The organism is Mangrovimonas sp. CR14 (assembly GCF_011764015.1).
Taxonomy (GTDB): Bacteria; Bacteroidota; Bacteroidia; order Flavobacteriales; family Flavobacteriaceae; genus Mangrovimonas; species Mangrovimonas futianensis.
Genome location: NZ_JAAFZY010000007.1, coordinates 38,817 through 53,146, shown reverse-complemented (window position 1 = coordinate 53,146; position 14,330 = coordinate 38,817). Strand labels below are relative to the sequence as shown.

Genomic DNA, 14,330 nt, shown 5'->3' with positions numbered 1-14,330 from the left:
TTCTTATATAGAACATCACAAAAAGATTTCAAAAATTTGTTGTTTGAAAAGGAAACAAATAAACCAATTCTTGCTTTACAATATCATAATACGGTTTTTTGCCATCAGAGAGTGGTGCTAAGTTTTTAATTATATGGTACCTGCCTTTTAGAGCATTTAAGATTTCAACCAAGTCCTTTTTGGTTGCAGGTTTATTTTCATTTTTGGTAAAGGCATTGACCAATGTATTTACTGCCAATGTACCAATTGCCGCATTTGTAATATCAGCGGCATTAACAGTTTGTTTGATTGGAGTTGGAACTGCCAATTGGTTTTCCAATTTTTCTGGCAAGGTTTCCCTAGTTGTTGTAGCTGTTTTCTTGGCATGGTGCGCCTTGTTTCTACAAGTGTTGCTGCAGTATTTTTGTACCCTTCTACGTTTGGGTATAAATGATTCAAAACAGTATTTACAGGTATAATATTTGGTTTCTTGGCTCATTACGCGTCAAATAAACGTTTGTTTTACGTATAATTCAATGTTGTTTGTTGCTTACAATTTAAAATGTTTAGGGTCTATACCAAAGACTTGGTTCAACAACATGTGATCTATTTCATCATCAGTTATTTCTTTTACAGGTTTGATGAGCCATTTTTCAACAGTTGAAATCGTGGATTGATTAACTACATTTTCTGCAGATTTCTCATTTAAAAACAAGTTTTTAAATTCCTTAACCGGATCATTTTTTAGAGGTGTACTAATCTCTAAATTGAACAGGGTAACCAATTCCTTTGAATGATCAATAAAAGAATTATTATGGTGTTGGAACAAAGAATGGACTTCTGGATATTCTTTCGGAAAATACTTTTGCAAATGGGTATTTAACCAATTGCTGATGTGTAGGTGTCCATCAATATGCTTTTTGTACTCTTCCAAAATATAATTTAGCGAAGCTTCATCCATTTTTACCTTGGCCTCCAAAAGAGCCATAGTATTTTGTTTTAATAGGCTTCCTTTGTCCATGATGTCTAGGATACAAACCTTATAATTTGGGTTGGGAGTTCCTTTTTTGTCCAGACCAATGATCTGGTCAAAAATATCCTTGACCAAATCTGGATGTAGCTTTTCAAGTTCTTCCTCTGGAAGAAGGTCTTTAGGGATATAAAAAATGTAGCTTACCCTTAAATTAAGAAGTAGCTTTTCCAGGATTTTATAATTCTCCATAAATCGAATTGTCCAAATAATGTGAGTGGTCTTCTGCTATTTCAATGCTGTGGTCCCTTAGGTATTTGTCAAGTGCCGTCAAGGTTTGGTGGCCTGTAATTTCCATCAAAAGGGATTTGGCTGCAAATTGGGAGTGTTGTTTTCTCAGTTCGGCATAAATAAAAGAAATGAAGGTATGTCTAAAGCTATACAACGTATAATCCTTGTGCATTTTAAACTTATCCTTGACAACAAATTTGTAACGCTTCGAAAAGTGATCCCTTCTGTTATTCTCACTGGCATCCCAAACACCTCCAATTTCGGTAGGGGTAAAAAGATAGTTATTGGGATCCATATGGGATAGATCTGGGAGAACATCCAACAGTATTCTTGGTAGCCGTTTGATGATGCGTTTTCTGGTTTTTGTCTTTAGCTCTACCTGTTTGTTGACCAAATCAATATCTCCAATCTTGAGCCTATTGACCTCCAATGGCCTAAAAATACCATATGCGATAAACTGGACATATAGTAAAAGAATGGGGTCAGAATCTTTCAAGTAATCGAAGATTTTCTTGACTTCTTCTGGCTTATAGGTCTTATGGCGAAGGGGCTGGGTTTTGAGGTTTTTTATTTTTTCAAAAGGGTGGGTATCCAAAAGATCATGGTCAACCATGTCCTGCATAACGGCACTTAAATTGATTCTGGTATTGTTGTAGGTCTTTGCACTGACACTTTTTTTCCTTTCGGTCATAAAGGACTGGGCTACTTTTTTATCGATTTGGTCAATGCTTTTCAGTTTGGGAAACTTCTTTTTCAAAAAATCCAGAAACGAATTGACCGAATAGGTGTATCCTTGAATGGTGGATTGTTTTACTCCAGGAGTCTTTCTTTCCAATGCATCCTTAAAAGCATTTTTAATTAGCATGTCTTTTGGGATATCCTTTTTTTCCTCTTCTTTTACAGAATCACCTTGATTGGATCCGCCACTGGTTTGTACCGTGGTTTGGAAAGGAATGTTTTGAAGACTTGGTTTTTCTTGAATAACAACCTGACCTTTTTGGTCTTGGGCAGCTTTACTTTTTTTGTTGGCCAGGAATCTCTCCAGATTATCCTGATAGGGATTGAAGCCCATTTCCAATAACCTAAGTAACCTGCTGCTGTATTTGCTCAAAAGTGCCAGTCGGTCCCTTTTGGTTTTATACTGGTTTACATTTCCATAGATGTTTTTCATTCGGGTCAATTTCCCGTCCTTGGGATTCCTGTATGAGAAATACACATACCATCTTTTGGACAGGTCTCCCTTGGCATCATAGATTTTTGGTGGGGAGTAGGGCAGTCTTTTAGTCAATTTCTGTTGTAGGTTAAAATCAAAATAGTGTTCCAAAACGTGTTCCGGATCGTGTTCCAAAACGTGTTCATGTCTGTTCTCAAAGGTAATGAAATCGTTAAAACTAGGCATAAAAAAGCGGTTTAGGTGAACTAAACCGCTAGAAGGGTGTGTGTTACGATTTTGTAGCGAGACCGAGATTTGAACTCGGGACCTCTGGGTTATGAATCCAACGCTCTAACCAACTGAGCTACCTCGCCATTTTAACGGCTGCAAAGATAAAAACAAATTAGAATTCAGCAAAGATTATTCGTTTAAAATATTTTAATTTTTTTTGGCAAACTTATCAATTAATGTATATATTGAGCGAATAATAATCAATATTTAAAATGGACGAAAAAGTAAAATTTGAAATGGAGTTCCCCATTCATGCCTCACCACAGTTACTGTATCAATATATATCAACACCCTCAGGATTATCAGAATGGTTTGCAGAAAATGTGAATTCAAGAGGAGAAATATTTAAATTTATTTGGGACGGTACTGAGGAGCAAGCAAAATTGGTCAGTAAGAAAAGCGGTGAAAGAATTAAGTTTAGATGGTCTTATGAGGAAGATACTGCAGCATATTTCGAAATGAAGATTCAGGTAGATGAGATCACTAAAGATGTAAGCTTGATTGTAACAGATTTTGCTGATGAGGATGAAGTTGAAGAAGCTAAAATGCTTTGGGACAATCAAATTTCAGATTTGAAACACGTTCTTGGTTCAGCCTAGATTTTAAAATCATAACCCGTATATTTGTCCCGAATTTATTCGGGATTTTTTTATGATTAATTTTAACGGCACACTTACTTCTACAGAACAACTCATATCAGCAGAAAATAGAGGTTATAATTATGGTGATATGGTTTTTGAAACCATGAAATATGTTTCTGGAAAACTGTTTTTTTGGGAAGACCATTATTTTCGCTTGATGGCCTCTATGCGGATTTTAAGAATGGATATTCCTATGGAATTTACCATGGAATTTTTGCAGGACGAGATTGTGAAAACGATTCAGGCCAATAATCTTGAAAAAAAGTCGGTAAGAATAAAATTAGCCGTTAATAGAGTAGAAGGAGGACTTTATACTCCCAATTCAAACCGAGTGAGTTATCTAATTTCTGTAAAGGGTTTGGAATCTGATTTTTACCTTCTAAATGAGTCTAACTATCAGGTGGATTTATTTAAAGATTTTTATGTGGCGCCTGGCTTGTTTTCAACTTTGAAGACCAACAATAGGGCACTTAACGTAGTGGGTAGTATCTATGCTCAAGAAAATGACCTCCAGAATTGTCTGCTCCTCAATACAGAAAAGCAAGTGATAGAAGCATTAAATGGAAATGTTTTTTTAGTCAAAGGGAAGACAGTAAAAACACCGCCGCTGCAGGACGGATGTTTAAAAGGGATTATGAGGAAGCAGATAATGGAAATTATTGAATTAATGCCAGATTGGGAGATTAAGGAAGAATCCATTTCGCCTTTTGAGTTGCAAAAAGCAGATGAATTGTTTATTACAAACGTTATAACGGGAATTCAGCCAGTTACTAAATATAGAAAAAAGAATTTCTCAGTTGAATTCGCTAAAGAGATTCTACAAAAAGTAAATGTGAAAGTTAGGTTGTCTTAATTGAAACTTGGGTTTTCAGGAGCATTCGACCATATACTGTAGTCGTCCCCAAACTCCAGCATTTTTTCCTTCCAAAAAGATTCATAGTCTTTTTCAATAATGGAATTTTCATAGATGTTTTCTGTGACTACCCAAGAATTTGATTTAAGTTCATCGTTGAGTTGCTCTGATGCCCAACCTGAATAGCCAAGGAAAAAGCGAATGTTATTTTCCTCAATTTCATTATTGGCAATAAGTTCTGCTACTCGATCAAAATCACCGCCCCAATAGATGCCCATAGAAATCTCTATGCTATTTGGAATTAAGTCCGGTATTTTATGAATGAAATAAAGGTTATCCTGCTCTACAGGTCCACCATTATAAATTTTAAAGTCAGCCTTAATTTCAGGGATGAGATCTTTTATGGTGTAATCCAAGGGTTTATTTAAAATAAAACCGATGGATCCTTCATCGTTGTGATCAGCCAAAAGAATGATAGACCGATTGAAGGAAATATCACCAATTATTGTGGGTTCTGCGATGAGTAAACAGCCCTTTTTTGGTTTGATAGTAGTCATAACTGATGAGGATTATATATTAAAGCTAATAAAATTTTTGAATAAATCAAACAATTCCCCACTGTTTGTGACTTTACAAAGAAAAAGCCTTCCAGAAACGGAAGGCTTTAGAATATAAATAAAATTTTTATTCGCTTACTATTCAGTAATTTAGTTTATCGCATTAGATAAATCAGCACCTGCTTTAAACTTAACTACATTTTTAGCTTTGATCTTAATAGTTTTTCCTGTTTGAGGGTTTCTTCCTTCTCTTGCAGATCTTTTAGAAACTGACCAAGAACCAAAACCAACTAAAGAAACTCTGTTACCTTTTTGTAAAGCTCCTTCAATTTCAATTAACATGCACTCTAAAGCTTTTTTAGCAGCGGCTTTAGTAATTCCTGCATGTTCTGCCATAGCATCGATTAAATCTGATTTGTTCATAATTTTAAATTTAATTATTAATAAATTGTTGGTTAAACATTTTTTTAGTTAAATCCTATACAAATTTATACGGATATTGCTACTAAGCAAGTAATAGCAAGGGAAATGCGTGTTATTGTTAATAACTTCACCCATTTGTTAATAAAGGGCGTGTTTTTTATAGTGTTTTTTGCGATATCAATAAAATCAAGGGATTAGAGCGCTTTTGAATTTTCAGAAAAGGAATAACCGTTTAACAATGATTTGATATCCATTTTTTTCTTTCCTGGAAGCTTGATATCCAAAATATTTATATAACCTTCTCTAACAGCTACTTTTAATTCTTTCTTGGTGGAAAGGATTGTTCCGATAGGATATTGGTGGTTCTCCTCAATTTTTTCTGACTTGTAGATCTTGGCTTCCAAAAGCTCTTCTCCATTTTCAATAGATGTCCATGCTGCTGGGTAAGGGCTAAGGCCTCTTATGTGGTTATAAATTTGATCTAGGGAATTATGCCAATTAATCTTGCAATTTTCCCTGTTTAACTTATAGGCAGTTTTTGTTGGTAATCCTTCTGGTTGTGGTTTGGTGCTTACAGGGCCTAATTCAATAAGCTTTATAGTTTCAATAACCAAACCGCTCCCTACGTCCATCAATTGGTCATGCAAATCTCCTGCATTCATAGTTTTGTTTATCTCAACTTCTTTTTGCAGGATGACTTCACCTGTATCAATTTTTTCATCAATAAAGAAAGTGGAGACTCCTGTTTTTGTTTCTCCATTAATGATAGCCCAATTAATAGGAGCTGCTCCTCTATAATTAGGGAGTAGGGAGGCGTGTAAATTGAAGGTTCCATATTCTGGCATCTTCCAAACTACTTCTGGTAGCATCCTAAAGGCAACAACGATCTGGAGATTGGCATTAAGGCTCTTCAATTCTTCCAAAAATGCTTCGCTTTTAAGATTGGTAGGTTGCATAATGTGAAGGCCTTGACTGGCTGCATAGGTCTTTACTGCACTTTCTTGAATTTTTCTTCCTCTTCCTGCTGGTTTGTCGGGAGCAGTAATAACTCCTACCACATTATATTGGTGCTCTATCAAACTTTTTAAAGTGGCAACAGCAAAATCTGGAGTTCCCATGAAGACGATTTTCAAATCTCTTTTCATTGATTTAATTTATAGGTGTTTTTAATTGTAATGGTAATTAGTCCTTGTTCCAAAAGAGCTTTCAAGGACTGTTTAAGTTCTTTCTCCTGAAAAGGAATTTTTAATAGTAATTCTCTTGAATTGGCCTCTTTTTTTCCCAAATAAGCTAATATAGCCTCGTTGACTTCCTCTAAAGAAATGGGAGGCTTAGAACTCTTTTTGATACATACCGAACAAATGCCACAAGCATTTAGGTTCTCTTCACCAAAATAGGATAGCAATTGTATGCTTTTGCAAAGTTCATCATTTTCGATGTATGAAATCATATCATTCACTTGCTTATTCTTTAGGTCATTTTGTTGTTGAATGATAGGTATGATGCGGTTAATAGTCTTGTCGTCTTCCCTTGGTTGAATAAAAGTAACTTGTATGTCTGTTGATTTAAGTTGAAGTGAAATAATACCATCAACTTCCAGTTTTTTCAAAATTTCAATAAATCTATTCTCACCAATAGATGCTTTTTCTGCCAGTTTTAAAGTGTTGATTTTGGTTTCTTGTTCAAAAATACCACCATAAGTCCTTAAAATGGTTTTTACAGGAATTCCCAAATCGGGGTGTCGATCCATGTATGGAAAAAGAACTTCGTTGCTCACAAGAAACTGTATCTTGGTTTTATTACTGAACTCTCTTGATAAACTTATGATGCTCGTTCTATCCAAAAGCTGTAGGGCATTGTATGCTAAAATACCATTGAGTTGGTAGGTGTGGCAGAATTGGTTGAAATTCAATTCAAATGTGCTTTGTTCTCCTTCACCATAGGGGATTTGGAAGTAGTTATTGAGTTTTCTATAAATAAGCTTAATGTCATCAACAGTAGGTAGCGTACTTAAGAATTGCTTCTTTAATAAAGGGATGTCGTTGTTGTTTTTTAAAACAACAGCAAATGCTTTTTCTCCATTTCTTCCAGCTCTTCCTGCCTCTTGAAAATAGGTTTCCAGACTTTCTGGAAGGTTCATGTGAATCACTGTTTTGACATCGGGTTTGTCTATTCCCATACCAAAGGCATTGGTAGCCACCATCACCTGTTTTTGATTGGTCATCCAGTCGTTTTGACGCTGGTCTTTTTCTTTAGTCGGTAGTCCGCCATGATAAAAGGTTGCGGAGATGCCTTTGCTATTTAGTTGGTTTGAAATTTCAATAGTTGATTTCCGGTTTCTGACGTAAACTATGGATGAAGCTGAGTATTTTTTTAAAATGGATTCCAACATATAGTTCTTATCCTCCACATTATAGGCCATGTAGGCCAAATTTGTTCTTTCAAAGGACTGTTTGAAAATTTTTGGTTGAAACAAATCCAATTCAGAAATAACGTCTTCCACCACTTCTTCATTAGCCGAAGCTGTTAATGCGATACAGTTAACATGTGGGATAAGTTGTCTTAAAACTTGAATATTTTTATAAGCTGGCCTAAAGTCGTTTCCCCATTGAGAAATACAGTGCGCTTCATCGACAGCTATAAGGTTGACCGGCATCTGCTTGATGCGGTCCTGTACCAATTCCTGTTGTAATCTTTCAGGTGAGAGATAGAGGAATTTATAATTTCCATAAATGCAATTGTCTAAGAGGGCATCCAAATCACTATAGGAGATCCCACTGCTCAAGCATAGCGCTTTGATTCCTTTTTGGTTCAGGGCTCTAACTTGGTCTTTCATAAGAGCAATGAGAGGGGAAACAACAATGCAAATGCCATCTTGGATCATTGCTGGAACTTGAAAACAGAGAGATTTTCCACCGCCGGTAGGCAGTAGTCCAAACACATCTTCATGTTCCAAAACGGCATCAATGATTTCTTTTTGAAGAGGTTTAAAGGATGTGTAATTCCAATATTGTTCTAATATGTCAATAGCCTGCAATCTCATGATTACATTAATAGTGAAATGAGGTAATCTGCTCTTTTCTCAATGGTATCAAAAGGAATATTTTCTAAATCGTAACCAAACCGCTGATAGGTAGCTTCTAAATAATCGTGTATTTCCACTGCTTGCTCAAAACTTTCATAACGCTCGTTGTCGCTTAGATAAATGGATTCCCATGGCGCCAAAACAAATACCTTATCATATTGCATTATTTCACATGCCTGAATAAAATGACTGGGATAGGTCTCTTTGGCATAATCCATATATGCCAAAACGTCGGGAATGCCACGGTCGATGAATACTACTGGAGCTCCATGCGTTTCGGCTTCCTGAAATTGCTTTTTTCTGCCTTCCATCAACCTTTCACTAAAAAGAAGTGGTTCTGTTAGGAATAGCTGATCTACACCATCTTTTCTTGCATTCAGTATGATTTGTCTAGAAACTTCTTCCAAGCACGGATAGCCTCTTTTTTCCAGTTCGTTAATTAGAGAAGTTTTTCCAGTTCCAGGTCCTCCAGTGATGACAATTTTCTTCAATTTCAAATTGGCAAGGTTTTAGAAGTAAAAATCGTAATAAATTATTAAATAAAAAATATCAAGGAAAGCTTACCTTTGCTTGAGAAGTTTAAGATTATGGACAAAGATAAATCAAAAGAGTTTTACGAAAAATTAAAGACCCAATTATATGAGTCTGCTAATTGGCCGGCAGAATACCTGTATAAATTTATTGTGCCTTCAGATTTAAAAAAAATTGGAGAGATAGAGGTGATTTTTGATAACATGGGAGCGGTCATTGAGACTAAAGAATCTAAAACAGGAAAATATACCAGTGTCTCCATTAATGTGTTAATGCATAGTCCTGAGCACGTTATTGAAAAATATCAGGAGGTTGGGGAAAAAGTAGAAGGAGTCATTAGCCTTTAATATTATTTTTGTATTTTGCACTAAGAAGACACTTCAGTGTAAACTATAATTTCACAAATACATTTTGACTGATTATTTAGAATATAATTCGGAACGTGAGCATTTAATCATACCAGAATATGGTCGTCATATTCAGAAAATGGTTCAATATGCCCAATCACAAGAAACCAAGGAAGAAAGAAATAAAGTAGCTAAGGCAATCATTGATGTTATGGGTAATTTACAGCCCCATTTACGTGATGTGCCTGATTTTCAACATAAATTATGGGATCAACTTTTTATTATGTCCAATTTTGATTTGGATGTTGATTCCCCTTATGACAAACCTTCTAAGGAAGCCCTGGAAGAGCGCCCAAACCCTTTGCATTACCCGCAAAATCATCCCAAGTACCGGTTTTATGGTAATAATATCAAAACGATGATAGATGTGGCTTGTACCTGGGAAGATGGCGATCTTAAAGACGCTCTAATTTATACCATTGCCAACCATATGAAAAAATGTTTCCTGAATTGGAACAAAGATACGGTTGAAGATGATGTGATTTTTGAGCACTTAAGAGAACTTTCTGGAGGTAAAATTAATCTTTTTAACGCAGATGAAGACTTGTCAGATTCTTCTAGTCTTATGAGAAATACTGCTAAAAAGAAATTTACCAGTAACAAAAAAGGAGGACATAAGAAAAATAGAAACCGCAAACGCTACTAAAACTTCATGAAAACATTTATAATTGAGGGAGGCCACCAATTAAAAGGGAGCATCCAGCCACAAGGAGCAAAAAACGAAGCGCTTCAAATTTTATGCGCAGTATTATTAACTCCCGAAAAAGTAACCATAGGTAATATTCCTGATATTGTAGATGTAAATAAGTTGATTTCGCTTTTAGGTAAACTGGGAGTGAAAATTGAAAAATTAGAACACGGTACCTATTCCTTCCAAGCAGATGATTTGAATTTAGAATATCTTGAATCGGCTGAATTTAAAGAAGACGGACGAGGTTTAAGAGGCTCTATTATGATTGTAGGACCACTATTGGCTCGCTTTGGAAAAGGTTATATCCCAAAGCCAGGTGGTGATAAAATTGGTAGACGTCGCTTGGATACCCACTTTGAAGGGTTTATCAAATTAGGAGCTTCCTTTCGATATAATAGAGAAGACCATTTTTATGGGGTAGAAGCAGATAAGTTGAAAGGAACCTACATGTTGCTTGATGAAGCTTCTGTAACAGGAACAGCCAATATTGTTATGGCTGCTGTTTTGGCTGAGGGAACTACAACAATCTATAATGCTGCTTGTGAGCCGTATTTGCAACAACTTTGTAAGATGCTTAATAGAATGGGGGCTAAGATTTCTGGAATTGGCTCTAATTTGCTGATTATAGAGGGTGTAGGTCAATTGGGGGGCACAGAGCATAGAATGCTTCCAGATATGATTGAGATAGGAAGTTGGATTGGATTGGCTGCTATGACTAAAAGCGAACTCACTATCAAGAATGTGAGTTGGGATGATTTGGGTTTAATTCCAAATGTGTTTAGAAAATTAGGTATAACAGTTGAAAAACAAGGAGAAGACATCCATATTCCGGCTCATACCGATGGCTATGAAATTCAAAGTTTTATAGATGGCTCTATTCTTACTATTGCCGATGCACCTTGGCCAGGATTTACTCCGGATTTATTGAGTATTATTTTGGTAGTGGCAACTCAAGCGAGAGGTAGTGTTTTAGTTCATCAAAAAATGTTTGAAAGTCGCTTGTTCTTTGTGGATAAACTTATTGATATGGGAGCTAAAATTATTCTTTGTGACCCACATAGAGCTACAGTTATAGGGCATGACTTTAAGTCGACCTTGAAGGCGACTACTATGACCTCTCCTGATATTAGAGCGGGTGTTTCGTTGCTTATTGCGGCTTTATCAGCCAAGGGTACTTCCACGATTCATAACATCGAGCAAATTGATCGTGGATATGAAAATATTGACGAGCGTTTAAGAGCTATCGGAGCTAAAATAGAGCGCGTTTAGTCGTATTGATTACCAAAGAATGATCCCTTAACGCCTTTAACACCTGGAACAGCTTTAAATACAGAACCTGATAAAGGATATTGTTTTTTATCTTCTTCACTGATGCCTCTACTGGCGGTTGTGATGTAAAGTGTGTCAAGATTTTCACCTCCAAAAGCACAGGAAGTCACATTTTGAACAGGTACCTGGATTTTATCCAGTAATTTTCCAGATTTGGGATCAAAATGGCCAACGGCATGTCCGTTCCATAAGCCTACCCAAAGGTTATCATTTTCATCTATAGTCATCCCATCAGGGTAGCCAATAGTGTCGCTTACAGTTACTGCTACACGTCCGTTAGTAATATCACCTGTTTTGTCGTCGTAATCATACCCCATAATTTTTCCTGTTGGGGTATCAATGTAATACATGGTCTTTCTGTCTTTTGTCCAAACAATGCCGTTAGAGATGGTGACACTGTCAATTTTTAAAGTGGTCTGTCCTGTGGTGTCTATCATATATAAGTTAGCTGATGCTGCTTCTTCTTTCAAATTAAGTGAGCCTACCCAAAAACGTCCGGAAGGGTCACATTTTCCATCGTTAAAGCGATTTTGAGTAAGATCGTGTTCGATGTCTGAAAGAAGTTTTAGGTCTCCTGTTTGTGTATTGATGATATAGATGCCATCTTCAAGTGCTATAACGGCTTCCTCGGCGTTTTTCGGAACCACGGTCCCAATTCTGGAAGGTGTATTAAATACTCTGTCCTCTTTTGTCTTAGGATTGTAGATGTGCAATTTTTTATCCTCTATGTCTATCCAGTAAAGTTCATTGCTTTTATAGTTCCAAAAGGCACCTTCTCCCAAATTGGCAGCTATTTCAAGTTCTAAAACAGCTTGTTTTTCAATCGTCTTTTCGGTTATGGCTTCGGTATGTTTCTCCGATTTTGTATCGGATTTGCAGCTTATAATAAATGCACCAAAAAATATAAGTAATGCAGCAGAAAGGTGTTTCATGGACATGGTAAGAGTATTGTGCTTCAAAGGTAATTGTTTTGCTTAACTAATATAGTTCCAAATGTTTTTAAACTTACTAAGTTGCTGGTAGGTTCTTAAAATATTGGTATTTTTTATTTGTGAGAGTGCGGGATCGTCTTTAAGCACCTTTTTAGCGTAATAGCGCGCCGATTGTAATATGTCTTTATCTTTGACAATATTGGCTATTTTCAGGTTTAAAACGCCGCTTTGTTGGGTTCCCATGATGTCGCCTGGTCCTCGCAATTTTAAATCCACCTCGGCGATTTCAAAGCCATCATTTGTTTTGGTCATGGTTTCCAATCTTATTTTGCTTTCATTCGATAATTTATGTGAGGTCATAAGAATGCAATAACTCTGTTCGCCACCTCTACCCACGCGTCCCCGTAATTGGTGTAATTGCGACAGACCAAAACGTTCGGCACTTTCAATAACCATAACAGTCGCATTGGGCACATTGACGCCAACCTCAATAACAGTAGTAGCGACCATAATTTGTGTTTCTCCTTTTGCGAATCGCTGCATTTCATAATCTTTATCGGCAGGTTTCATTTGACCGTGAACAATAGAGATTTGGTATTGTGGAGCGGGGAAGTCGCGGGCGATACTTTCATAACCGTCCATGAGATCCTTATAGTCCATTTTTTCACTTTCTTGAATCAAGGGGTAAACTACATAGATTTGTCTGCCTTTGGTTATTTCATCCCGAATAAACTTAAATACCTTTAACCGATTGTTGTCATACCGATGAACGGTTTTTATGGGTTGCCTTCCCGGTGGAAGTTCGTCAATTACCGAGATGTCTAAATCACCATAAATGGACATGGCCAAGGTTCTTGGAATTGGGGTGGCAGTCATCACTAAAATATGTGGAGGAATGTGATTTTTTTTCCAAAGTTTACTTCTTTGTGCGACTCCAAATCGGTGTTGTTCATCTATAATGGCCAGTCCTAAATTTTTAAATTTCACCTTGTCTTCCAGTAGGGCATGGGTGCCAATTAAGATCTGTAATTGCCCATTTTCCAAAGATTCATGTATTTCTCTTCTTTCTAAAGTATTACTTGATCCAGTGAGTATTTTTATACTGATATTCAATAAATTACATAGTTCACTTAATCCGTTAAAGTGCTGGACTGACAAAATTTCAGTCGGAGCCATTAAACAGGCTTGGAAACTGTTGTCAAGTGCGATGAGCATTGACATGAACGCTACAATGGTCTTGCCAGAACCAACATCTCCTTGAAGAAGTCGGTTCATTTGGGCATTGCTCCCTAAATCAGCTCTAATTTCTTTGATGACTCGCTTCTGGGCTTGCGTTAAATTAAAGGGTAAATGCTCCTTGAAAAAGGTGTTGAAATAGGTGTCTACTTTTTCAAATGTAAAGCCTTTAATTTTTGATTTATGAATGAGGTTTTTTAAAATAAGTTGTAGTTGGATGTAAAATAACTCTTCAAATTTTAATCGAAATTGCGCCTTTGCTAAAAGCTCTTGGGTTTTTGGAAAATGGATATTGAATAAGGCCTCTTTTTTGGAGATTAAGTTTAAATCGTTTAAAATATCCTCAGAAAGGGTTTCTTGGAATTTCCCGTTGGTTTCCAAGAATAAGTTCTGCATGATTCCTGTCATGACCTTGTTTGTAATCCCTTTGTTGGAAAGCTTTTCAGTCGATGGATAAATCGGTTGCATTGCAGATTTTAAGCTTTTCTCATGATCTGTAAGTAGTTCCAAATCTGGGTGCGGCATACTGAAAATGCCATTGTACCAGTTGGTTTTTCCAAAAATGACGTAAGCTTGGTTGGTTTTAAGGCTATCTCTTATCCATTTTTGCCCTCTAAACCAAACCAATTCCATGGTCCCTGTGTCATCTTGGAAAGTGGCAACTAAGCGCTTTCCTCTTTTTTGAGCTACTTCCTTGAATCCTATGATTTTTCCAATAACCTGTACTTCGGAGCTGTTTCTTTGTAATTGACCAATTTTATAATATTGGGTGCGGTCCAAATATCTATTTGGGAATAGATTGATTAAATCTTGATAGGTGTGGATGCCTAATTCCTTACGGAGCAATTCAGCTCGGTTGGGGCCAACGCCTTTTAAGTAATCTATAGGTGTTTGAAGATTGCTAGACATGAGACGAAGATAAATGTATTAAGTGAAAGTTAAAAGCTTTAAAATTTGCGGA

15 protein-coding genes and 1 tRNA gene are annotated in these 14,330 nt (G+C 36.4%); 5 read left to right on the top strand and 11 right to left on the bottom strand.

The genetic code is table 11. The features are described 5' to 3' along the window. Positions 1-28: 28 nt before the first annotated feature. The 4 genes from GZ212_RS13885 to GZ212_RS13870 all read right to left on the bottom strand — a co-directional run bounded on the left by GZ212_RS13885 (position 29) and on the right by GZ212_RS13870 (position 2,767). Complete coding sequence (locus tag GZ212_RS13885) at positions 29-478, bottom strand: hypothetical protein (RefSeq protein WP_166961433.1); 450 nt, start codon at positions 476-478, stop codon at positions 29-31. A 51-nt stretch (positions 479-529) separates the two neighbouring features. Then, positions 530-1,201: a hypothetical protein gene (locus GZ212_RS13880; RefSeq protein ID WP_166961430.1), complete on the bottom strand. Its 672-nt coding sequence runs from the start codon at positions 1,199-1,201 to the stop codon at positions 530-532. After that, on the bottom strand, positions 1,188-2,639 hold the full coding sequence (locus GZ212_RS13875; protein WP_166961427.1) for a phage integrase N-terminal SAM-like domain-containing protein: 1,452 nt from the start codon (positions 2,637-2,639) through the stop codon (positions 1,188-1,190). The genes GZ212_RS13880 and GZ212_RS13875 overlap by 14 nt, the downstream gene beginning before the upstream one ends. Before the next feature lie 54 nt (positions 2,640-2,693). After that, positions 2,694-2,767 (bottom strand) — tRNA-Met (locus GZ212_RS13870). A 129-nt stretch (positions 2,768-2,896) separates the two neighbouring features. Here GZ212_RS13870 and GZ212_RS13865 point away from each other — a divergent pair. Further along, complete coding sequence (locus tag GZ212_RS13865; RefSeq protein ID WP_053970443.1) at positions 2,897-3,283, top strand: START-like domain-containing protein; 387 nt, start codon at positions 2,897-2,899, stop codon at positions 3,281-3,283. 52 nt (positions 3,284-3,335) lie between these two features. Continuing rightward, positions 3,336-4,178, top strand: a complete 843-nt coding sequence (locus GZ212_RS13860; protein WP_166961424.1) for an aminotransferase class IV — start codon at positions 3,336-3,338, stop codon at positions 4,176-4,178. On the opposite strand, the gene GZ212_RS13855 is transcribed toward GZ212_RS13860, so the two are convergent. The 5 genes from GZ212_RS13855 to GZ212_RS13835 form a co-directional block, all read right to left on the bottom strand. Next, positions 4,175-4,735, bottom strand: coding sequence for a YqgE/AlgH family protein (locus GZ212_RS13855; protein WP_053970441.1), 561 nt, complete (start codon positions 4,733-4,735; stop codon positions 4,175-4,177). The two genes, GZ212_RS13860 and GZ212_RS13855, sit on opposite strands and share 4 nt — an antisense overlap. Before the next feature lie 150 nt (positions 4,736-4,885). Continuing rightward, positions 4,886-5,158 carry an HU family DNA-binding protein gene (locus tag GZ212_RS13850; protein ID WP_053970440.1) on the bottom strand — a complete coding sequence of 91 codons (273 nt, stop codon included), beginning with the start codon at positions 5,156-5,158 and terminating at the stop codon, positions 4,886-4,888. Between the two features lie 194 nt (positions 5,159-5,352). Continuing rightward, a complete protein-coding gene (gene fmt / locus GZ212_RS13845; protein WP_166961421.1) occupies positions 5,353-6,303 on the bottom strand; it encodes a methionyl-tRNA formyltransferase in 951 nt (316 codons plus the stop codon). After that, positions 6,300-8,201, bottom strand: a complete 1,902-nt coding sequence (locus GZ212_RS13840) for an ATP-dependent DNA helicase RecQ (protein ID WP_166961418.1) — start codon at positions 8,199-8,201, stop codon at positions 6,300-6,302. Before GZ212_RS13840 ends, fmt begins: the two co-directional genes overlap by 4 nt. 2 nt (positions 8,202-8,203) lie before the next feature. Beyond that, a complete protein-coding gene (locus GZ212_RS13835; protein ID WP_166961415.1) occupies positions 8,204-8,740 on the bottom strand; it encodes an AAA family ATPase in 537 nt (178 codons plus the stop codon). Positions 8,741-8,830: 90 nt separating this feature from the next. Here GZ212_RS13835 and GZ212_RS13830 point away from each other — a divergent pair, with 90 nt between their 5' ends. From GZ212_RS13830 to murA, 3 genes are all read left to right on the top strand, one after another. Continuing rightward, the gene (locus GZ212_RS13830; protein ID WP_053970436.1) at positions 8,831-9,121 is read left to right on the top strand and encodes a DUF493 family protein; all 291 of its coding nucleotides are present in this window, start codon (positions 8,831-8,833) and stop codon (positions 9,119-9,121) included. Between the two features lie 64 nt (positions 9,122-9,185). Next, complete coding sequence (locus GZ212_RS13825) at positions 9,186-9,827, top strand: DUF4290 domain-containing protein (RefSeq protein ID WP_166961412.1); 642 nt, start codon at positions 9,186-9,188, stop codon at positions 9,825-9,827. A 6-nt stretch (positions 9,828-9,833) separates the two neighbouring features. Beyond that, the gene (murA, locus tag GZ212_RS13820) at positions 9,834-11,141 is read left to right on the top strand and encodes a UDP-N-acetylglucosamine 1-carboxyvinyltransferase (protein ID WP_166961409.1); all 1,308 of its coding nucleotides are present in this window, start codon (positions 9,834-9,836) and stop codon (positions 11,139-11,141) included. Here the strand turns inward: murA and GZ212_RS13815 are convergent. After that, positions 11,138-12,160, bottom strand: coding sequence for an SMP-30/gluconolactonase/LRE family protein (locus GZ212_RS13815; protein WP_232635593.1), 1,023 nt, complete (start codon positions 12,158-12,160; stop codon positions 11,138-11,140). The two genes, murA and GZ212_RS13815, sit on opposite strands and share 4 nt — an antisense overlap. Positions 12,161-12,175: 15 nt before the next feature. Then, the gene (recG, locus tag GZ212_RS13810) at positions 12,176-14,278 is read right to left on the bottom strand and encodes an ATP-dependent DNA helicase RecG (RefSeq protein WP_166961407.1); all 2,103 of its coding nucleotides are present in this window, start codon (positions 14,276-14,278) and stop codon (positions 12,176-12,178) included. Between the last annotated feature and the right edge of the window lie 52 nt (positions 14,279-14,330).